Raw genomic sequence first — 21,429 nt, 5'->3', positions numbered from 1 at the left:
ATAGCCAAGCGATAGCTCATAAATTAATCACCCAAGTGCAGGCTCCGGCTGGCAGGGCCTGCAGCAGATTATCAACAGCTTTATGCGCCGGATGTGCAGCGAAGATGTGGATAAGGTGCCTTTCCGGCTTCACTGTTCAGGTAGTCAACGGCCTGATCGATACCGGAACTATTCACTGGACCGGCAGACGGGCCGGAGCGGTCTGAATGAGGACATCCCGGTACGCGTGGCGTCGTCCGACGAAGTCCGTCTGTTCACGCGAAAAACGTAGAAGCACGCCTACGGATACAGGCTCGTTTAAATCGAGCTCTACCGATGCATTTTTTCCTTAATTAACTTAGCCGATTTAAAAAATGATAGTGGGATAGGGTAATAAAATTACAAAATTCTTAGATTGTTGTAACTAACAAAATTCAGGTTGTTTTTTCTATACAGAAATTTTGTTGATAGGGAATTTGGCAGCTATTTTTTTCACTTTAATAGCGGCTTCTTCAGGTATCCATACGCTTACGAAACATAATTTTTTACCCTCTGCATTTTCAAGTTCGGTATATAAATTCCAAACCCTTTTGACTGCATTACCTACATTTTGCTTTGATCTAGCTAACTGAGTAGCCACGTCTGATTGCTTCTCATCTTTGACCAAGACTAAGTAAGCCATCTGAGTAGTTATGTCGGCAAAAGTTTCCATAGCAGGCAGGATTCGATCCCATTCTTGCTGCGATATCTTTCTTTTATGCGCCATGTTTATTAATCCGTCGTTTTTTAAGCGGACAAGGTTAAGATCCTCGTTCTGCTTAAGTCAACAGTAGTAAACGAAAGAAGGCAACCTAAAATTGTGTGCTTAAAACTGAAAACCGTGAAGCGGTACAAAACTTGTTTTTGTGCCGCTGAGGGGTTGACCGACTGAGCGTAGCGATGGAGGTTACAGGGGTCAGGTAAAGTTATCCACTTATCCACAGCTCTAAATTTTAAAGGCTTTTTTATTCTTTTTAAGTATTTTAAAGGCTTTTTAGGTTACGCAACCTATTGATATTAATGCAAAATAATCCCTACATTATGGATTTACGCCCTACATAGTATGGGAATCTGCATTACTTTATATGGAGATCACCCCTACAGACTATGGGAATAGACCCTAGTTCGTATGGGAATCACCCCTACATTCGCATAGAAAATTTAATGTGTTGACTTGTGTGTATTCTAGAGTATTGTGGGGGATAAATATTTACCCATACAAGGTTAAGTATATGGCTAACCAATTGAAAAAAAGATTAATGTTAAACAGTCTAACGAGCTGACTGAAGCTGCCTATCATCTTTCGTTGAAGTCAAAACGTGTTCTTTGGTTATGCCTTATGCAGACATATTTTTCAGACGATAATGATGACGCCAACCCGGTGTTTAACGTGGCCGTTTCTGATTATGAAGACATTTTTAATATAAGTCGAAATCAGGCTAGTCGTGACGTGAAGGAGGGGTAATTGAACTTTCACGCTCCTCAATACTTTTCTACCCAAAAAACGGCCGTAATGATATTAGAGCGCTGCCTTGGTTGGTTGAGGCCGGTGGTCGTTCAAGTAAGGGGTTATGGGAAATAGAATTTAATCCGCGTGTGATGCCTTATCTCTATGTACTTGGCACTCAATTCACTACCTATTCCCTAAGGGATTGCGGAAGTCTCAAAAATCCACGTACAGTGAGGCTGTATGAGAGCCTATGTCAGTTCCGTAGTACAGGGATTTGGAAAACCAGCCAAGAGTGGTTGGCTGAACGCTTCATGTTGCCTGACTCGCAGCGCACTAACAGTGCGGAGTTGAAGAGATCTTTTCTTGAACCAGCGTTGCGTCAAATTAATGACAAGACCCCATTACACGTAACGTATCAAGCTGATAGTAATGGAAAAATGATTTTTAACATTCTCCAAAAGAATGGCATCTAATTTCTAAATTTATTCAAAATCATTTTCGAATGTAGGGCGGATTCCCATCCCCGGCTACTTTTTACCCATTCTTTTTATGACAGCATAATCTTGCGGTCACTGTCTTAAGTAGATTCCTTATAACCTTAATTCGAGTTTTCAGCTTGGCAGTAGGGGCTTTTTCCCTACATATAAACTGGTACTCAGTAGGGCTAATTCCCATATTGAACAGCTTTCTCTAGTAGGGGAAATTCCCATAAAGTGCCGCAGCATGGTATTAGGGGCGATTCCTGTTTTCCGGCGATCAGCATTCGGCAGAGCTGCTTACATAAGAAGTAGGGGCGATTCCCACACCGGCATTTAGCTGACAAAAGGGCAGGTCACTCCATAAGTAGGGCTGATTCCCACTTTCCAGCCCTCAGTAGACGTCAGGGCCGGCCACTTTCCAGAAGTAGGGGCGATTCCCACACCGGCATTTAGCTGACAAAAGGGCAGGTCACTCCATAAGTAGGGCTGATTCCCACTCTCCGGCACTCAGCGCACGGCAGGGCCGGTCACTTTCCAGAAGTAGGGGCGATTCCCACACCGGCATTTAGCTGACAAAAGGGCAGGTCACTCCATAAGTAGGGCTGATTCCCACTCTCCGGCACTCAGCGCACGGCAGGGCCGGTCACTTTCCAGAAGTAGGGGCGATTCCCACTCCGGCATTTAGCTGACAAAAGGGCAGGTCACTCCATAAGTAGGGCTGATTCCCACTTTCCAGCTCTCAGTAGACGTCAGGGCCGGCCACTTTCCAGAAGTAGGGGCGATTCCCACACCGGCATTTAGCTGACAAAAGGGCAGGTCACTCCATAAGTAGGGTTGATTCCCACTTGCCAGCCCTCAGTAGACGTCAGGGCTGGCCACTTTCCAGAAGTAGGGGCGATTCCCACACCGGCATTTAGCTGACAAAAGGGCAGGTCACTCCATAAGTAGGGCTGATTCCCACTCTCCGGCACTCAGCGCACGGCAGGGCCGGTCACTTTCCAGAAGTAGGGGCGATTCCCACTCCGGCATTTAGCTGACAAAAGGGCAGGTCACTCCATAAGTAGGGCTGATTCCCACTCCGGCATTTAGCTGGCCAAAGAGCAGATCACTCCATAAGTAGTGCTGATCCCTCTTTTAGATTAATATTTTTGTTAAATACAGATTGTTATTGTTAAAATTAAACAAGAAAATTTTAATTGATCTAAAATTAATTTACATCTAAGTATTGTATTAATTTGATATATTCACCTTCATGTTGTGAGGAAGAAGTGTTTGATAAGTCATTATCATTACTTGATGTGTCTTTGTATGTTAATTATTAGTCGAACATCCATGTTTTCGACAACCTTTTATGTTTAATGAATTTTACATGCTTTTATATGTTTTCAGCGTTTCAATGATTTTTTTATGGCTTTTGTAATTCCATGGCGCTAGATAGGCTGCCTTCGTAAATAACATTGTTATTGACAGAGCGAAAGACATTATTATTTGAGTGCTCGCCCAGAAAAAATCTTTTCCTACAAACGAGGAAAAGCCAGAGATAAGAAATGTTATGTATCCAATGAAAAATGCAGTTATAAACATAGCACCTTCTCGAGCTCTTTTATTGTACATTGATTTATCTAACTCAAATTTAATTTCACTAACTTCGTTATGAGATGGATATGCTTTTTCATTAACACATTTAATGATCATTCTTAATCTTTTCTTTCTGTATGGTTCAAGGTTTGGATTGCAGCTGAGAACTTTCATTAGCCTTCTTGCTGGAGTGTTTTCAAATATACCGGTTACCTTCCTGATTATTAATTGCTTTAATTCGTCATCAATTAATTTTATCTCGTAACTCTCCATTTTGAGTTCAGAGGAAAGTGACTTCATATCTTTATAGACCGAGATTCTCTCATTATTAAATGTTTTTAGTCTTGCATTGAAGCTAAGGATTAAAGCTATTGATGGAAGGATAAAACCTAATATTTTCAGCCAATCCATAATTTTAAATTACTCCTTGTTTGCGTATTTTTGATTATTCATCGTTGACATTTCTACAGTCTGATTGATATCTTTTCAACTGTTACAAGTCGTCAAATGACGACCACCAATGGTCTGGTAGCTTGAGAGGATCGCCTTCGGGTAGCTACAAAAACACTCCTGCAGCCTGAAAGGGAGAACACATCAGTGTGGTACATCTGCTCGCTCCTGGAAGCAGATATCGTCAAAACAAGCGCACCTATGACGCGACGATGGGGGTACATTAATCATACCAAAGCCTGGGCTTTCACATACGCCTGGCGTCATCAGACAAGGCATCCTCAACGATGCTTTCTTCACTTACGTTATAAGATTTGTCAGGGATACGCCCTGCGTTGCATACGACTTTTGCAATGACGCAAACGCCCATTTGGAACATTTGGGCGTTTGCGGAAGATGCATTAGGAGCATGAAGCTGCGCGGCGTCACTTTGGTTCGAGTGAAACGAGAACAAAGTGACGCGCGCAGCGCATAACGACCAAACCCACGTACAGTGCGGTTTTCAGCATGCCGGTACAATCTGACGTGCACGTATTACGTGTTTTCAGGTGTTCAACTGGCTATTTATCAACCATGACGCGACGTTAACGAACAACCCGTTAAGGGCGTTTTTTCTAAAAGGAGAATGATCGACTCGGTATCGATGGCGACATCAGGAAACTGATGTACGGAGGCAGACTGACTAACGTCAGCACGGCGCAAGCCGCAAACAGGTCAGAGACTTGGGGAGCCTCGCAAGAACTCAACATTTCGCCGCCCCGATGCACAGATACCAGTCGAGACGCAGGAAGCGCAAAAGCAACCGTGTCATCGGGGAAGAGATGTATAGATTCAGAGTCACATAGCTGTGGGTTTGTGGGCCAACAGCTGTGGGTTCTGAAGGAGTGAAGCAATGTCTGGAAAATTAAGTAAGCAGCTCGTCACGCTCGCACGTCAGGGCGGAGGAAGTTTTAAAACGGTTTCTGATCGTTCAAAGATTGCCAGTCGCTTTTCGGAGCGACTGGCAACCCTTAATATTCAAATTCGAGACGTAAGCCATATTAAAACAAAACATATCGAAAATTATATTCGCAGCCGTCAGGATGAGAAAATATCGTCCCGCACGCTGCAAAATGAAATGGCCGCTTTACGTTCAATCCTTTCACAGGGAGGGCGTAATGTTCTGGCTAATCCTGCACATGATAAACTGAGCAATAAAGCATTGAATATTTCCGGAGCCAGCAGGGAAGGCACTAAGGTTGCAATTTCAGATGAGCGTCTAAAAGAGGTTTTGTTAACGGTATCAGAGAAGGATCGGGGAATTCATTTGGGTGTTCAGCTTGCAAGATATATTGGCCTTCGCGCTGAAGAAACCGTCCAGTCGGCAAAATCACTTAATACCTGGCGTAAAAGTCTGGAGGCCGGGGGTAATAATGTTCGCGTTGTGTTTGGTTCTAAAGGAGGGCGTCCACGTGATGCAACAATTTTTGAGAAAAAGAAAGTTATTAGTTTATTAAATGAAGCGGTTCGTTATGTAGAGAAAAATAACGGTAAGTTAATCGACAAACCAACGCTTCATCAGGCGCTTGATCGCTATCACAACGTATTACGTGAAAGTGGAATGACAGGGAACATTGCACCACACAGTCTCAGGTACGCTTATTCTCAGGACGCTGTTAATCATCATCTTGAAAATGGCATGAGTCGTAAAGAAGCTGAGGCTTTAGTTTCAATGGATCTTGGACACGGTGACGGGCGCGGAGCTTATGTTGCGCGTGTTTATAACAGAGTTGATGAATCAGATGAATAACTGGTTCTTGTAAATTCCCTTATGCAAGCGCTATTATTAAAACGTTTCTTATGTTGTCTTCGGACAACCACCAATGGTCAGTGGCTTGAGATGACCGCCTTCGGGTAGCTGCAAATAACACTCCTGTAGCCTGAAAGGGAGAACACATCAGTGTGGTAAATCTGCTCGCCTTTGGAAGCAGATATCGTCAATCACGGCTCCTACTGCCTGACGATGAAGGTACATTCAACCATCCGGCTCCGGCCTTCGTCCTTCGGGGAAACATTCCCGACAGGTCAAATGTTTCTCTGTTTGCAGGAGAAACTATGTCCATAACCCGCTCGTTCCTGACTGAGCTGCGTACCCCATTCGATATGGTTCTTTCAGTTGCAACCCGTGTTGCGTCTGAACATCCTTATCTCAGGGCTGCACTCAGGAGAACATCGTGGCTTGCTTCACCTTCCGGTCATTATGAGTTTCGTTACCGCGTTTGGTTCGATGATCAGTGTTATCACGCCATAGTTATGGCAAGAATGATGATTAACGGCCAGCCAGGTAATGAATTCATTTTCAGCCGCCATGGTAAGCACTTTACACACAAAGCTGCTGCGAAAATCGCTCAGCAAGCGGCGTCTGACGCTGCGATTTTCAGGATGTTCACCGCTCAGAAGTAACAGCACAGTCGCCTGAACCATACATTCGCTCTGCGAATGCCCGTTGGGAAACATCTTCCCGACAGGGCAGGTGTTTCCCCCTCAACTGGAGGAACACCATGCAAACCCTTTCATTACCAACTTCCTTTTCCATAAAAGCCATCTTTTCTGTGTGCTCCGCTGCCGCGCTATCTTTTTGGGATCGCGTCGCTGCCGGGAACAGAAAAGAGGAGTGGATAACGAACCGCGCCGGCTCACTGAGCTTTAAGGTTCAGGTTCATCAGTTATCATCCGGAAAATGGACGTCCGGCATACTTACGCGATCCGGCACTTTTTACGGCAATCATCGCTTTAGCACCCTGAAAGATCCTGCTGAGGAGTTTCGTTCGTATCGTCAGGCTCGCCGCTTCGCACTAAAGCTGGCGAATCAGCTCGCTACGTTACGTTTCGCCTACCAGTAAGGAGCTAAATAAAGATGCTGGCAAATATGCCGCAGAGAAAGGAGTGCTTGTCGCCAAAGCCGACTTAGCGTTAGCCCGATACGAAGCGATTTAACGTTAACCAACCCTGTGGGGATTTATTTCCCATCAGGGGGATAAATCCCTTTTGGAGGATTTATCATGACACCCATTTCCTTACCGCCTCAGCACGTCACTTATAACGTGAAGCAGACCGGATGGATCTCCCCGAGCCAGTGGCAGAGTTTTACCCTAGCAGTCACTGAAGCATTCTGGCTGTTACCGGTACATCTCCGCCCGTGCTCGCCAACAAACGGTACGCGTATGGAACGCGCTTCCATGATGTTTCCTTCTCGCGGGATATTTTCATTCGGAGGAAAAGACGAAGGGAATTACGTATCTAAAGGCGTGATGTTTACTCAGGATCTGAGTTCCGCATTGTGTATTGAAACTGAGGGGCAACCCGTAGATTTCTTCACGCGCATCGCGCTGATACTCATTTATCAACATTGTGAAGGCTGCTTTGAGATAACGTCTTCTGCAGGTGGCGTCAGCTGGTCACTACCGGTTCGCTGGGCAATACGGCATCAACTGATTGCTGACAGTGATTCACCTCAGCCTTTCAGCATGGATGGTTTCATTACCGGCGCAGCTGATGAGCTGCTTATCAGAAGCGTTTCCGGTGCTGAACGTCCGTTTACGACTGCTGACTGGGGGCTGGTTTCTGAACTTGAGTTCGCACTCGAAGAGCTGAAAACCGGCAAACGCTGATCCGACGACCAACTTAACTTAACCCAACGGGGATTTACCTCCTGTGGGTGGTAAATCTCTTCTGAAATGGAGATTTACCATGTCATATACCACAACCGAAACTCTGGTCTATCCGGGCGTTTACCAGCTGGAGCAGGGCGCGTCCATAAATGATGAACATTGGTTAAGATTTACCGACGCGGTTAAAGAAGCTTTCTGGCTTCTACCCGCTTAGCTCCGGCCTTATAAGCAACTGGGTTTCGAGACGAATCGCGCTTCAGAGCTGTTTGACGAGGAGGGTTCGGTATCGGATTGACGTAATGAGGAGTTCGGATTTTTGTGACTGCAGCTGCGACGAAGAGCGGGCCCGGTGGTTCGACTCGGCAGCATCAATGCTTGAAGAAGCGGTATTCACTGACAGTAAGCGGTATGACCGCCACGATTTCTATTACTCGAGGCAGCAACTTCGGTTGCGGCTTAACAGCATAACCGCCGACGGAAAGATCACTTCTTCGGTTCGTTAATCACTTCCCTGACGGGCGTATTTCTCGCCCATCAGGGAGGGATGCGCCCTTTTTCATTTAAGGAGCATCCCATGACCAAACCAATCAAAACTCGCCGCGCGAAGAAAACTGATAGCGTCGATCTGTACCAGAAGGTAACTGACCGTATCGTTGAGGCACTGGAGAACGGCGTGGCGCCATGGAAAAAACCGTGGCGTACTGCCGGACGCTGTGCCGCTGCGGGTCCGTTACCGGTTAATGCCTTAACCGGTAAGCCTTACAGCGGCGTTAACGTGCTGCTGTTATGGCTGGCCGCAGAGGAAAAGGGATACAGCACCGATCGCTGGGTAACGTATCGTCAGGCGCAGGAGCTGGGCGGACAGGTACGTAAAGGTGAAACGTCATCGGAGGCCATAATCTTCAGGCCGTTTGAAAAACAGGCTGAGGATGACAGCGGAAACAAGCTGTTTGATGCTGAGGGCAAGCCCCTGATGGAATCGCGGGCCATGATAAAGCCCAACTTCCTGTTTAACGTTGAGCAGTGTGACGGTTTACCGGACAGTGTTGCGGCTGTACCGCATGAATCTCCCGTAGCTGAAGACCCGGGCACGATCGACTGGCCGACGGAAAAACGGATATGTGAGATTGTGCACCTGGCGGGCGTTAAGGTGGAGTTCAGATTACAGAACCGGGCTTGTTACGCCAGACACACCGATTCAATACTGATGCCGAAGGCGGAACAATTTTTACTCACGCTGACTATTTCAGCACGCTGCTGCATGAAGTTGTGCATGCCACCGGCCATGAGTCACGACTGAACCGCGAAGGCATAACCAAACCGGCGAAGAAGTTCGGCGATCCGATCTATGCCTTTGAGGAGCTGATAGCCGAGATGGGTAGTGCGTTTCTGTGCGCTCAGCTCGGCGTGTTTGGCGATGTTCAACACGACAGCTACATAAAATCGTGGCTTGAGGTACTGAAGTCGGACAAAAAAGCGCTTTTCCGTGCCTGCCGGCACGCGAGGGAAGCGTCAGAGTTTTTACTGCAGTTAACAGACAGCACGGCTAAAGCCGCGTAACACACCAACCCGGCAGCGTTGAATCATCGCGCTGCCGTCCCGTGAGGGCATTGTTCCTCACGGGACAATGCCCTCTTTTTACGTATAAAGAGGAATCAACCATGTCAGACTGGTGCCATAACCGTTTAGAAATCACCGGCAAATCCGCGCTCATCGGCATTATGGAAGAGTGGATCACCGGCGAAGCCGTACCGCTGTATCGTCACGCCGTCATGCGCAGCATAAAGCTGTTTCTGGCAGGATGTGGCGGCCTGTTACGCCCGGTCAAAACGGAATCATTTCCGCCGTTTCCCGACCTGATGCAGAGCGGAACGGGACAGGGGACGCCGGCGAATATGGCGTTTGATCAGTGGCTCGGTCTGCTGTGCAGGGATGTACCGCTTGACGGTGAGCATCTGCGTAAAATCGAGCGCATTTACCATCAGTCAGGTATCGACGCGATCCCCTGGGAAAGTATTCCGGAGATATCGCGCAGACACATTGCGCGACTCATTGAGGAGCGCTATGCGGACTGGTTTGGTGTTGCCACACTTTCCCGGGAAATCGATCCGGGTCAGTGCTGGGAACGGCTTAGCCAGCTGCCTGAGCGGGCCCAGCCCTGCGATATGCTGCAGATAATCCCCAGTCGTCTGGCCGCCGAGCTGAACGGCACGGGAGGTTTGCTCGCCGGGATGTCAACGGCCAGCAGTCTTTACTGTCGTCAGTACGGCATGGAGTGGCCGGCAGGTCACAACGTCAACTGGCAGCGTGAAGGTCTGAGCAGCATAAAACTGGCGTTTGATTCCGCCTGGTTCCCGCCGGCAGGAGAGCTGGTTGCGGCGCTTTCATCCACGTTCGACTGTGAGATTCGTCACTGGTACAGCGAGCCCGTTCACGAACTGGATGGCTATGACTGTTACGATCGGGGCGAGCACGTCTGCAGTGCTGAGGCGACTATTGACGAGCTGGACGACGGTAGGCCTGGGCTTCACCTGGTGCCGTCTGTTGAAACCGGCGAATCACAAGCTGCAACAGCCACACATCGGGTGGTGCAGGCATGAGTGGCAACCGGGAGTATCTTCGCTGCCGTGCTGTTTCAACGGCTCATCTCAGTGCTGACGACAATGCGCTGCTGGATGAAATCACGACCCGTGAAGTCGATATCGGTGAGTGGATCCACTATATCGGTGGGGGCTATCTTCTGCGGTTAACCGCGTGCTCCGCACCGGTTCTGCGGCTGAAAGAAGCTGGGTTGTCGAAAGAGGCCCGCCGCGTGATCGCTTCTGTGATGCGTTCGGATGCCGTGGAAATCCTGATTTTCGAATCAGGGGCACCTGAGGCTGAAGGATTCACCACGTACAGCTGGTAACTAAATAAGGCTCGCCTCACACCCTGAGGGGAACACCTCCTCAGGGGCGTGTTCCCTTTTTTATGGAGAACACGCATGACTTTTACCAACCATCGCAACGCATTTCTTAAAATTTTCAACTCCACCGCCCGTTATCATCACCGGCATAAGGTGTTTGAAAACTTCGTCAGCTGCGCGGCCATTGCGCTGCACAACGGCGTTGCGCACGATGCTGAACTGGAAAAGCAGTATCTGAGCATAATTGCCGGCTACGAGAAGCAGGACGCCACACAGATGGCAGCGTTACTGGGTCACGTCGTGATGGCGCTCGATGAGGAACGTTGTGATTTCCTTGGCAGCGTTTTTATGGAGCTTGAGCTGGGAGATAAGTATCGCGGCCAGTTTTTCACGCCGTGGGACGTATCGCGAATGATGGCATCGTTGCAGCTGTCCGGCATCGATGCGCTGATGCAGGGAAAAGACTTTATTACCCTGCAGGAGCCGGCAAGCGGCGCGGGCTGCATGGTCATCGCCTTTGCTGAAGAGTTCGCTCAGCGTGGTTATACGGTTTCAGAACAGCTATGGGTGTCGGTGACGGATGTTGATCCACTTGCCGCCAATATGTCCTATATACAGCTCTCGCTCTGCGGTATTGCGGCAGAGGTTGTGACCGGAAACGCACTGACGCTTGAGCGGCGTCGCACGCTTTACACTCCGCTGCATTACACCGCCAGGTGGGCAGCAAAACTCAGCAGCGCAGAGCAACGCGCCGCCTGACCACAACGCCTCTCCGGAGGCGTTTTTTTTGCCGGTCGATATAGAGTTTGCGATAGATACCTCATTCCCGGCAGGGCATGGTTCATGACATGACATGACATGACATGACATGACGGAGGTATTTCATACATGCAACCCACACAAGAGCAGGCACAGGTCATTGCCTGGAAAGGCAGGAAACTTGTCGTTACGGCATTTGCCGGCACAGGTAAAACGTCCACGCTTGAAGCCTACGCGCTGGCAAACCCCAAGAACGTATGCTGTATCTTGCTTACAATCGGGCTATCAGGGAGGAGTCTGAGCGGCGTTTTCCTTTTAACGTGGAATGTAAGACGTTTCATCAGCTTGCCTGGCCAACGTTCGGGCGGCACTTTCAGGCGCGCCTCACCACGTCTCTTCGCGTAACGGATATTGCGCGGCTGCTCAATAACCGGCACTGGTTGCTGGCACGGAATGCCCTGAGCACGCTTAACACTTATCTCTACAGCGCTGATGAAGAAATCTCACCTCTGCATCTGCCTGCCGAAAAAGATCGGGGCGGGCTGGATGCAGGAAAAATACTCGGAGCGGCACAAGTCATATGGCATGAAATGACGCGGATGGATTCACATTTTCCGGTGACGCATGATACCTACCTTAAACTTTACCAACTGTCAGTTCCGGAGCTGAATAAGAAATGGGACGTTATCCTGTTTGATGAAGCGCAGGATGCGAATCCGGTGACCAGTCAGTTTGTTCTCAGCCAGCCCTGCCGCATCATCCTCGTAGGCGACCGTTATCAGCAAATTTATCGCTTCAGGGGAGCGGAAAACGCACTCGTTGCCCCGCAACTGGAAACTGCAGACAGGCTCTGGCTGACGAACAGCTTCCGGTTTGGTCCGGCGGTCGCAGAGGTTGCGAATGCACTGCTTGTCGAGGCAGGCGAATCCCGTCGGATCTGCGGGCTCGGTGGAGAGGATCAGGTTACACCCGAAATGCCCGCCGGAACTGCGCACTACTGTATTATCAGCCGGACGGTAGCAGGCGTGATTGGTGCTGCCCTGACGGCGAGCCTGGTAGGGAAAAAGTGTACTGGGTAGGCGGCATGGAAGGATACCGCATTGCAGAACTGGAAGATTTATACTGGCTCTCAGTTGATATGCCTGACCGTATTCAGTCGCCGCAGATGACACGCGATTTCCCTGATTTTGAAGCGTACCGGTCAACTGCCAAGGCTACGAAAGATCCGGAAATGGGGCAGGGCGTCAAGCTGCTGGACATGTTCTTTCCACTTCCAATGTTGCTGGCTGTACTGAAAAAACAGACCGTGACGCGCGAAAGTGAAGCAGACGTGACGGTAGTGACCGCGCACCGCAGTAAAGGCCTTGAGTGGGACGCGGTCAGCCTCAGCGACGATTTTGTTGATATTACCGACCCGCTTCTGAACCCGCGTGAAAAAGAAGATGAGCTGAATCTTCTGTACGTATCGGTTACGCGCGCGCGCAAAGTTCTGGTGCCGAATGAGCTGGTCGATATCGTGACCGGCTGCCTCGGGGAGTCGAATGAACCCATCGAATCACCGGATGAAACTGAATCACTGAGCGCAGGGGCCGCCCTTAACGACAGCAACTGCTCCCAATTATCAGGAATTTAAAATGTTCTCCAGGCTCATGACCATGATATCCGGTGGGCCAGTTTCCGCAAAGCCCGCGCCGGCTGGCGGAAAGATTCCGCCGGGATATTTCGTACCGCAATCCGCCGCACAGCTACTCTCTTCGCCACAACGCAAGCTGCTGTTGAGACAGATCTGGGATAACACGTCTTTACCGGAGGATGTCTATAACCGGCTTTATCTGGCACCGCTGAAAATACTCGCTGAGAGCGTACAAAATGTACCGGCAAGCGCTGATGGTGAGTGGAGTAAAGAAGGCGGGTACATTGATCTTACCCTGAAATTTACGGCCTGCAGCGTCAGGCTGGCAAAAGGTCATATGTTTCCTCCGGGCGCGACACCCGAAGAGCAGGCCGCAAAGAATACCCTCTGGAACGCGATCGTTTTCTGGTCAGCGCTCACCGCGCATCTGCTGCAACTTACGCGTATTGAGGGGGAATTGCTGGACGGGCGATGCTGGATGCCCGGCATGATGCCGCCGGCTGCGCCATATCGATTCCGGATAAGTAATGCAGCCCATTCTGGTGCGGCGCGAATGATGGCCGCAAGGCTGTTACCTGATGACGGCGTGACGTGGCTCAGCGGCGACCGCGAGGCCATGCATGTGATGGCTTCACTGGCTGGCGGGGACGCAGCGGGTATGGCGCTCATTAAAGAGATTCTCGACAAAGCGCGAGGCATCAGCGGTTCGCCCGCCAGTTCTCTGCAGGCGGGCTTGCCAGCAGCGGCCGCTGATGTGCCGACACCGGCTCCCAGGCAGCCGGTGCTGGCTCTCTCTGACGATATCATCAGTGCCGGCTCTGCTCTCGCCGGTATCGGGTCGGAAGGTGCAGCAGAGCTGGCCTCCGGTCTCGCGCCAGCGAACGCAGAACCTCCGTTAACAGCGGCCGACGAAACCGTATCTTTGTCCTCTGCACTTTCAGAAAACACCGGCGCAATGCCTGAGCAGAAAGAGGTCACAAAAGCGGCAGATGATGATACAGCCGTCCTTCTCAGCATGTTTGCTGCAGCTGAACCGGCGGCCACCGACATGGAGGATCAGGTGCAAAGAGCAGATACAGCTGTTTCAGATGACTGTTCGCCTGATAATGACGTTGATGAGCAGATAATTGCGGTTCCGGAAGAATATGTTCAACTCATTTCCGACGAAAAGCCGCAGGACGCATTACCTGTCATTAATTCTAAGCTGGAGCAGGTTAATAGCGAGGACAGTCCCGGGAAGAAAAAAGATGTAATCGCTGCGCCTGAAGAGTCTGAGGGAAATAACCTTGGGGAACAGTTCTTATCGTGGCTTAAGGTGTCTGTAAATAATAAAACGCTCAGCGTGAACGAGAAAGACAGTCCGCTTCATGCAGTGAGCGGATTTATGTTTATATCTCTTCCGGGAGCGGCTTTTAAATTCATTGAAGCGACAGGCATTGATAAAGACCGTAAAGCTGTGCAGGCATCATTTGAAAAAAATGGCGTGTTGCATATGCGTAATGATAAGCGTTTTTTCAGAGTTCGTGTGTATGAAAGTGAAGGGATGGAAGGTAAGTATCAGAAGCGGAGCGGGTACTTAATACGGCTCTCATTATTTTATCAGGCAGGAAAGGATAAGGTGAAAGACAGTCGTTATATCTTGATTGAGAATTAAGGTGGGAACCCCGTGGGGTTCCCTCAGACAATTCAGGCGGGAATAGCATTTTTTACAGCATCAGGAACAACAGGTCTGCCGTTAGCTATGCAGGTTGCTGTGAATACGGCTTCTGCATATACGGTACCATTAACCAGTATTTGCTGAACAAAATTGACGCGGCTGCGCTTCTCGTTCGCCTGCAGGGCGCATGTTACCTGCATTTCATCCCCTTTCTGCAGGCTCTTTTTAAAGCGCAGCGTGTATTCCAGGATCATGTGAAGGCGTCCTTCAGCGAACTCCTGTTCCAGGTCCAGCCCCAGTTCTTCTTTCATAAACGCGTGGCGCGTCCATTCCATGTAGAAGGGATAATACAGTCCATCCACAACACCCTGAAAATCAACATGCTTTTCGTCTACGGAATAGGTTTTGGTAAACATCATAAGTCCTTAAAATAGTTCAGCAGTGCAAACCGCATTGGCAGTATCAGATTTTCAAATTCCTTTTGCGAGGTGTGGACCCCGGTGCAGATATTAAGCGCCATGCTCATATCGTTTTCAATCCCATAAATAAAGCTAATGCCATGATATATATTGTGTTCTCGTCGTTGTTTATCTATGACATTATTTTTTTCGTTGCGCAGGGCGTCATCCCAGATAACTGTGCTTACATCGCCTTTGCTTATTTTAGTAAGCTCTATACCCATTTTAATTAGAAGGCTGTCTTTATACTTTCCTTCATAATAAAATTTATTATCCCACTCAGCATAGCCATTGCTTTGGTGTGCTGAAATGCTGTTATTTACAACCAGCAATGTAGATATGTAGGTGGTATGCTCAAAATTATTGAGGAAGTTAATCACTTCGTTACTGCAGTGATGAAACTTTAACTTCACTTCTTTTGAATCCATTTAACTCTCCGGCACTCGTAAATATCGCTCTTATTGAGTGTTATGTTTTGGCTTCCCTCTAAGATAATTGATTTTTCATCCATTACTTTAAGGACGCCAACATGTAATCCATTAGCACTTTTCACATAGCACAGTTTGTTGTTATTAGGGTCGATATTTGTAACCGTGGATACAATACAGAACTCTCCGAAACTCACATATGGTTCACCATACATGCCCCCGATCTGTACCAGTTCCACATCAGGCAATTGACGGCTCGCGAGAATAAAGAGCGTGTCTTCATCGAGTTTCGCATACTCAGTGAACTGTGGAGGAAAGCCCTCACCAGTCATGATCCACTGCCCATTTACCTGCAGCCCATTCTCAGTAAAAAATTCGGCAATAACATGTATTACATCCATTCTACGGGCAGGAATTGAACCGTCAGATTCCCAGCGTGTGTAGGTGGTATAGGACAGATCCATGCTTTTCTTCTGTATGAAACTCACAACTTCCTGTGGCGTAGTACCCGTCGCAGCCCTGCAACACTTAAGTCTCTTCTCAATCGTATCTAACATTCGCATTCCTTAACGGAAATTATTGCAATGATTTTAAAGGAAAAAATTGCATAGTTTTCGGGAATAATTACCGCTAATCGGGAAAAAATTGCATAAAAGCCATTAGGAGTGGTAATATGTAAGTAGTTAATAAATTTAGTGTTAAACATTATCATAAAATGACCTTTCCTTAACACTTTGACGTGAGAAGTGAGGGCATGACCCTGCCAGTAGTCCATCCGCAGGGCTTTTTGAGCAATCAGGGTTCCGGTCCGTTTTAGTAATTTGATGCTCCCTACCCATTATTTGGGTTAAGGAAATTCCTAAGTAAAACTTAACTTGGAGACGATATGCCCTCACATGATCAATCACGTTCACCGGCACCGATCATTTATATAGGTCCAATTAGACGTAACAACCTGGAAGGATGTGCAGTGAAACTTACCCATTCCAGCGGCCGCGTCATTAGCGCTTCAAAAATCGTTCAGGGTCTAATCGACACTTACTTAGACGTATACGTAAGCGAACTAACGGCAAAATCCGCCATTAGTTAATACGCCCAATTATCCATATCTCAGGAAATCCACGCCATCTGTGGAGGGATAAACTCATGCTTAAGCAGCCTGACACTCCAATAGCTGTACCGTATTCGACAGAAGCTGAACAATGCGTTTTAGGTGCGTTGATGCTGGACAATGACCGTTGGGATGAAATAAATCTTCTACTAACCACTCAGGACTTCTTTCTTGCTGCCCATCGCCATGTATTTAAGGCGATGAGCAGCTTGTCTTCAGCATCCTTGCCCATTGACCTGATAACTCTTAGCGAAAAGCTGGAACATGATGGTGCGCTTGAACATTGTGGCGGGTTTGCCTATTTAGCAGAGCTGAGCAAGAACACTCCTTCAGCTGCAAACATTCTTGGTTATGCACGCATCGTTATCGAAAAGAGCCGTTTACGTGCTCTGCAGGTTATCGGAAACAGCCTTGTTGCTGATATTCAAGCCAATCGACTGAGTTCGCAAAAAGTCGCTGAGCATGCTGAAAATGCCCTTTTCCGGCTCAGTGAACAGGGGGTAAGCGCAAACGAGTGCGAATCAGAAATTATGGCTGCCCTTGATCAAGTGCTGAGCAAGCTTGAAGTGGCTACTGCGATTAAAAACGGTATCACTGGTACGTCTACCGGTATGGCTGAATTGGACTTCATGACCTGTGGCTTGCAACCAGGAGATCTGATTTTACTTGCCGCCCGTCCCTCTATGGGAAAAACCGCTCTGGCTGTTAGTTGGTGCATCGGTGCAATAGAAAGTAAGCCACAGGAAGCTGTCTTTATTTTCAGTATTGAAATGCCAACCGATCAGCTAACTATGCGCATGTTGTCAATGCGTAGCCGTGTTGATCTTACCAAGCTTCGCAATGGCAACCTGAATGATGAAGACTGGGGACGCATCAGCCAAGGAGCAACGGAAATAGCAGCGTGGCGCGATCGCCTAATTATTGATGACAACAGTTCACAGACGCCGGCGACGCTGCGTACCCGCGCACGTCGCTACGTTCGTAAGTACGGCAAGCCCTCTCTAATCATGGTTGATTATTTACAGCTAATGCGATGCCCGGATATGGAAAACAGAACGCAGGAAATTGCGGAAATTTCGCGTTCTCTTAAAGCCTTAGGTAAAGAGCTCGGCTGCCCGATTCTTGCACTTTCTCAGCTGAACCGACAAGTGGAGCAACGAGCCGACAAGCGGCCTAATAACGGAGATCTTCGCGATTCTGGTGCGCTGGAGCAGGACGCAGATCTCATTGCATTCATTTATCGTGATGAAGTTTATAACGCCGATTCAGCGCAGTGCGGCCAGGCTGAAATCATTATCAGCAAACAGCGTCAAGGGCCAACAGGCACCATCAAAACCCAGTTTGACGGCAGGTTTACTCTTTTCAGTGAATATCCTCAAGGTGGGTATGACTTCGGTTACGATTTCAGGAGGACTGGCCAATGATTAAACTTCAGCTTGTTGAAAAACCGTCTGGCAGTAATGAAAATCTGGCGAGGAATTTTACTCTCGATGAGCTTTGTGTAAATCCAGATAACCCGCGCAAAAGCCGTAATCCTCTGTTTGATGATTTAAAAGCATCAATTCGTGCGCGCGGTCTCAATTCCGTACCGCTTGTGACGCGTGATCCACGTCTTCCAGAAGGTAAGTGGACTTTTAGCGATGGTGGCAACACGCGTTACACCATCATGCGTGAACTTTGGGATGAAACTGGAGATCAGCGTTTCTTCCAAATGACCTGCATTGAAAAGCCATGGCCTGGCCGTTTTCAATGCCTTACGGGGCACCTCGCCGAAAATGAAACCCATGGTCAGCTAACTTTCATTGATAAAGCCATTTCTGTAAGTGAAGCGCGATTATTACTTGAAGAAGAGCGTGGAAAAAAATCTCGTTGCGTGATCTTGCTGCTGAACTAACTAACAGTGGCCTACCAGTGCATTTTTCGAGCGTAAGTCGTATGGAAGATGTGGTGACAAACATCTATCCATGGATGCCTGTATTGCTTGGGTCAGGTTTTGGGGGCGGGAGCTTAGAAAGTTGCTAAAACTCCGCCATGGCGCTGAAACGGTTTGGGATAAATATCAATTTGAAAAAAATGTTTGTACCAAAGCCGATTTCACGAGTGTGTTTGGAGCGTGCTGCCGCAAATTTGATGATCCTGAGTTATGGTCAATTGAAATGTTCACCGATGAACTTATCGGTGATCTGACAGATGCGTTTCCATGCCATGACCTCGACTACGATGGCTGGCTACTTGAGTTACGCGGTGCTGATAAGGCAAAGGCAGAACCTGCTGAAGACATTACTATTGCTGTTTCTTCAAGTTTACCGGCCACCTCATCAATGGTGGCAAATGATGATGCAGCTGAGCTCATTCACCCATCGGATGAGCTTTCTTCAGATGATTTAGCGCAGCTTGAGGATGATGACCAGGCTAAATCCCTAGACGCAGAGCAATCCACTGAAAATCGCAAATCTAAGGATTCATCTTCTTTAGCAGATAAGGAAGAAGAAACTCATGTTTCGCAAAGCCAAGAAGACTCATTACAGCCAGTTGCTCAACCAGACATCCATTCAATCTGGAACGTCAGCGCCCTTCAAGATGATATTGAGCATCTGCAAAGTATTGCCTGGCGTCTGTGCTGGGATATTGCTAGTGCTCATAATTGTGGTGATGCCTTAAAACCTGCCAATGAAAATGCCTTGCAGTCGGGTTACCGGTTGTCAGTGCCTGTTGATGACGCTCATGTTGTTGCCTTATTTCTAGCTTCGCTGACAGGCGATACGAGCTGTCAGGATGCTGCGGACTTCACTTCTAAATTGCTGATCGGGTCAACTGAATCAGCCACACCTATTTTTGATGACGAGCAAACCCTGATCGTGTTTCGGCTAATCAGGATCCTTCGTCGTCTCCGCGAACTGCAGCGCATGAATGCTGCTTCTACTGTTCCTGTAAATGAAGGGTAACTGATGAACACGAATCTTTCCCGGGCTGCGAATGGCTTCCTGCTTGATTTGGTTATGGAGCTCAAAAATGGGTTTATACGTCGCTGTGACAAGATGGGCCTGACATCTGAAGAAATTGCCACACTGAAGGATATGACCATTGAAGATATTCATTACATCATCAATAGCGAGGTTTCCGTCCTTTCGTTTCAGATAAACCAAGACAATCTGGCGCGGCTGATGACGCAAGCAAGGGAAGAACAGACGCGTAAGCAACGAATTGACCGCGCGCTTGCACTTGGAGGATCAATAAAGCTCATGGAGCACTTTTTTGGGCTGATAAGTAACGATGTGGCGGCTCGTCGCAGGATCGCGGGCATAAAAGTTCGTGCAGGTCGTGGAACAGTTCTCAGCGATGAACAGAGTACCGAACTATGGGAAATCTGGGCGGCAAATGACAGTAAAACACTTCGCAGTGAAACGGACAAGGGGCTGGATTTGATGCTGCTTGCTGCTGAACAAATGGATATTTCTCTAACTGCAGTCTGGAACGCTGTTCTCAAATGGGAGAGTGAAAATCTGACAGCTGCTACCCGGAGAAGAGCATGACTGCTAGCCAGCGTGAAGCGTTCACTGTAATCAGATGGGGGCAAAATGCGGTTTAAAGAAATCATACCGGGCCTAAAAGCTCCTGATACTGCTCCGTCTTCATTGCGCAAAAAGCGGCCTGCGCGGTTCGTCGATTCTGGCAGGGTGAGCGTAACTATAAACGTCTGAATGAAAACCGAACCGGCTATTACAAAATCGATCTTGGCCCGTTCTGGCGATTGCTCAGCCGTGATGAAGGGCGCACCTGGGAGATGATGAATCATGAGCGTTATAACACAGCTATGCGCAACTGAAACGTAGTCAGAATGCTGAGCGATGAGCCTTAAGTGGCACATTGCTCAGCATTTTTTGTATTCAGAAGGTGAATAATGATATTACCGGATGACAGCCTTATCCATCAGGCAGTCACAAAATTAACCGAGCGGCTGACAGCACGTTTACCGGAAGAACAAAACAGTTATGTCCGTGGTGGTTTGTTGTTCACGGGTAACGTACATGATTCTATGCCGCGCCGGTTGCTTCTCGATCAGCGCCTCTCTCCGCTCGACAAAATGGGCTGGATAATTATCCGCCTGCACGCTTCAGGCAATGACGGTGCCGTTTTTCCCTCCTATGAAGAATTGCAGCTGCAGCTGGCGACGCCGGGAAAAGGCAGGGCATCAAAAGAGACCATCAGTCGGATACTCCTGATGTTGCGCATCACGGGCTGGCTCAGCCTCTGCAAACGCGTAAGAGATGAAAAGGGAAGGGTAAGAGGGAATATCTACGCGCAGCACGACGAACCCTTATCCTTTGCCGACGCCGAAACGTTCGATCCGCACTGGCTTAAAACGGTGGCGGAAGCCTGCCTGAGCACTAACCGCACCATCAGCACGACGGCAAAAACAATAATCAACGAAATCAGGCTTGATCCCGCAATGCATCATCACCGCAGTTATCTTCAGATGATTGAGGTTCGTCTGGGTTCAGCACAAAACCCTGGTGAACTGACCTGTCGTGCTGCAGTCGTGCAGTCGGGCCGCTCACCGGGTTCGGATTCCGAACTCAGCTTAAAATTGCGGGCTCAAAAGCCGGGTTCGGATACCGAACGCAGTGATTATGCTGGAGATAACAGCCGGGTTCGGAATCCGAACAGTTACGTACGTAGTTCTACTACTAATACAAATAAAACATACGTAACCGGTTCGCCTTGTCTTCCAGATAACTTCGCCTCCCTGCTTAAACCGGAAGATCGGGATATGGTTAACCGCCAGCTGCAGGCGTTACCGCCCGACCGATCCGCACTGGTGCTATCGAATGTTATTCGTGCACTGCGAGAGG

General features: G+C 48.5%; 21 protein-coding genes and 3 pseudogenes. 19 read left to right on the top strand and 5 right to left on the bottom strand.

Features of this window, described 5'->3' with window-relative positions:
• Window positions 1–427 precede the first annotated feature (427 nt).
• Window positions 428–745 carry a TrfB-related DNA-binding protein gene (locus KQP84_RS03295; RefSeq protein ID WP_215845225.1) on the bottom strand — a complete coding sequence of 106 codons (318 nt, stop codon included), beginning with the start codon at window positions 743–745 and terminating at the stop codon, window positions 428–430.
• A gap of 579 nt (window positions 746–1,324) precedes the next feature.
• Between KQP84_RS03295 and KQP84_RS26130 the strand changes: the two genes are divergently transcribed.
• Together KQP84_RS26130 and KQP84_RS25930 are read left to right on the top strand one after the other, a co-directional pair.
• Entirely contained in the window at window positions 1,325–1,483 is a 159-nt protein-coding gene (locus KQP84_RS26130; protein ID WP_252515206.1) for a RepB family plasmid replication initiator protein, read from the top strand.
• Window positions 1,483–1,941, top strand: coding sequence for a replication initiation protein (locus tag KQP84_RS25930; protein ID WP_370661477.1), 459 nt, complete (start codon window positions 1,483–1,485; stop codon window positions 1,939–1,941). Before KQP84_RS26130 ends, KQP84_RS25930 begins: the two co-directional genes overlap by 1 nt.
• A 1,371-nt stretch (window positions 1,942–3,312) precedes the next feature.
• Here KQP84_RS25930 and KQP84_RS03285 read toward each other — a convergent pair.
• Window positions 3,313–3,936 (bottom strand): hypothetical protein, encoded by a 624-nt coding sequence (locus KQP84_RS03285; RefSeq protein WP_215845224.1) that lies wholly within the window; start codon window positions 3,934–3,936, stop codon window positions 3,313–3,315.
• A gap of 931 nt (window positions 3,937–4,867) precedes the next feature.
• Between KQP84_RS03285 and KQP84_RS03280 the strand changes: the two genes are divergently transcribed.
• The 11 genes and pseudogenes from KQP84_RS03280 to KQP84_RS03235 all read left to right on the top strand — a co-directional run bounded on the left by KQP84_RS03280 (window position 4,868) and on the right by KQP84_RS03235 (window position 14,576).
• Window positions 4,868–5,764 (top strand): integrase domain-containing protein, encoded by an 897-nt coding sequence (locus KQP84_RS03280; protein ID WP_215845223.1) that lies wholly within the window; start codon window positions 4,868–4,870, stop codon window positions 5,762–5,764.
• Window positions 5,765–5,916: 152 nt separating this feature from the next.
• The gene (locus KQP84_RS03275) at window positions 5,917–6,417 is read left to right on the top strand and encodes a hypothetical protein (protein WP_252515204.1); all 501 of its coding nucleotides are present in this window, start codon (window positions 5,917–5,919) and stop codon (window positions 6,415–6,417) included.
• Between the two features lie 98 nt (window positions 6,418–6,515).
• Window positions 6,516–6,857 carry a hypothetical protein gene (locus KQP84_RS03270; RefSeq protein WP_215845222.1) on the top strand — a complete coding sequence of 114 codons (342 nt, stop codon included), beginning with the start codon at window positions 6,516–6,518 and terminating at the stop codon, window positions 6,855–6,857.
• A gap of 159 nt (window positions 6,858–7,016) precedes the next feature.
• A complete protein-coding gene (locus KQP84_RS03265) occupies window positions 7,017–7,625 on the top strand; it encodes a hypothetical protein (protein ID WP_215845221.1) in 609 nt (202 codons plus the stop codon).
• A 79-nt stretch (window positions 7,626–7,704) separates the two neighbouring features.
• Complete coding sequence (locus KQP84_RS25760) at window positions 7,705–7,839, top strand: hypothetical protein (RefSeq protein ID WP_256449264.1); 135 nt, start codon at window positions 7,705–7,707, stop codon at window positions 7,837–7,839.
• A 360-nt stretch (window positions 7,840–8,199) separates the two neighbouring features.
• A pseudogene (locus KQP84_RS03260) lies at window positions 8,200–9,185 on the top strand (ArdC family protein).
• A gap of 101 nt (window positions 9,186–9,286) precedes the next feature.
• Entirely contained in the window at window positions 9,287–10,225 is a 939-nt protein-coding gene (locus KQP84_RS03255) for a DUF1281 domain-containing protein (RefSeq protein WP_215845220.1), read from the top strand.
• On the top strand, window positions 10,222–10,533 hold the full coding sequence (locus KQP84_RS03250; RefSeq protein ID WP_215845219.1) for a DUF5983 family protein: 312 nt from the start codon (window positions 10,222–10,224) through the stop codon (window positions 10,531–10,533). Before KQP84_RS03255 ends, KQP84_RS03250 begins: the two co-directional genes overlap by 4 nt.
• A gap of 75 nt (window positions 10,534–10,608) precedes the next feature.
• Window positions 10,609–11,289 (top strand): N-6 DNA methylase, encoded by a 681-nt coding sequence (locus KQP84_RS03245; RefSeq protein WP_215845218.1) that lies wholly within the window; start codon window positions 10,609–10,611, stop codon window positions 11,287–11,289.
• Between the two features lie 129 nt (window positions 11,290–11,418).
• Window positions 11,419–12,922, top strand: a pseudogene (locus KQP84_RS03240) (UvrD-helicase domain-containing protein).
• Between the two features lies 1 nt (window position 12,923).
• The gene (locus KQP84_RS03235) at window positions 12,924–14,576 is read left to right on the top strand and encodes a TraI domain-containing protein (RefSeq protein WP_215845217.1); all 1,653 of its coding nucleotides are present in this window, start codon (window positions 12,924–12,926) and stop codon (window positions 14,574–14,576) included.
• Between the two features lie 32 nt (window positions 14,577–14,608).
• Here the strand turns inward: KQP84_RS03235 and KQP84_RS03230 are convergent, their stop codons facing one another.
• From KQP84_RS03230 to KQP84_RS03220, 3 genes are read right to left on the bottom strand one after another with little or no spacing between them, the layout of a single operon-like run.
• Complete coding sequence (locus KQP84_RS03230; RefSeq protein WP_215845267.1) at window positions 14,609–14,995, bottom strand: acyl-CoA thioesterase; 387 nt, start codon at window positions 14,993–14,995, stop codon at window positions 14,609–14,611.
• A complete protein-coding gene (locus KQP84_RS03225; RefSeq protein WP_215845216.1) occupies window positions 14,995–15,465 on the bottom strand; it encodes a hypothetical protein in 471 nt (156 codons plus the stop codon). Before KQP84_RS03225 ends, KQP84_RS03230 begins: the two co-directional genes overlap by 1 nt.
• Window positions 15,447–16,022, bottom strand: coding sequence for a hypothetical protein (locus KQP84_RS03220; RefSeq protein WP_215845215.1), 576 nt, complete (start codon window positions 16,020–16,022; stop codon window positions 15,447–15,449). Before KQP84_RS03220 ends, KQP84_RS03225 begins: the two co-directional genes overlap by 19 nt.
• Before the next feature lie 589 nt (window positions 16,023–16,611).
• Between KQP84_RS03220 and dnaB-PI the strand changes: the two genes are divergently transcribed.
• The 6 genes and pseudogenes from dnaB-PI to KQP84_RS03200 form a co-directional block, all read left to right on the top strand.
• The gene (gene dnaB-PI / locus KQP84_RS03215; RefSeq protein WP_215845214.1) at window positions 16,612–18,000 is read left to right on the top strand and encodes an SPI-7-type island replicative DNA helicase; all 1,389 of its coding nucleotides are present in this window, start codon (window positions 16,612–16,614) and stop codon (window positions 17,998–18,000) included.
• The gene (locus KQP84_RS25180; RefSeq protein ID WP_252515203.1) at window positions 17,997–18,470 is read left to right on the top strand and encodes a ParB family protein; all 474 of its coding nucleotides are present in this window, start codon (window positions 17,997–17,999) and stop codon (window positions 18,468–18,470) included. The genes dnaB-PI and KQP84_RS25180 overlap by 4 nt, the downstream gene beginning before the upstream one ends.
• Window positions 18,471–18,591: 121 nt before the next feature.
• A complete protein-coding gene (locus tag KQP84_RS25175) occupies window positions 18,592–19,521 on the top strand; it encodes a hypothetical protein (protein WP_252515202.1) in 930 nt (309 codons plus the stop codon).
• A gap of 3 nt (window positions 19,522–19,524) precedes the next feature.
• Entirely contained in the window at window positions 19,525–20,109 is a 585-nt protein-coding gene (locus KQP84_RS03205) for a DUF2857 domain-containing protein (RefSeq protein WP_215845213.1), read from the top strand.
• A 45-nt stretch (window positions 20,110–20,154) separates the two neighbouring features.
• Window positions 20,155–20,402: pseudogene (locus tag KQP84_RS25170) on the top strand (ParE family toxin-like protein).
• Between the two features lie 75 nt (window positions 20,403–20,477).
• A partial coding sequence (locus KQP84_RS03200) for an STY4528 family pathogenicity island replication protein (RefSeq protein WP_215845212.1) occupies window positions 20,478–21,429 on the top strand: 952 nt, incomplete at its 3' end.

This window comes from Candidatus Pantoea bituminis (assembly GCF_018842675.1).
Taxonomy (GTDB): domain Bacteria; phylum Pseudomonadota; class Gammaproteobacteria; order Enterobacterales; family Enterobacteriaceae; genus Pantoea; species Pantoea phytostimulans.
The sequence above is the reverse complement of the archived record's forward strand: the minus strand, read 5'-3'. Positions and strand labels throughout refer to the sequence as shown.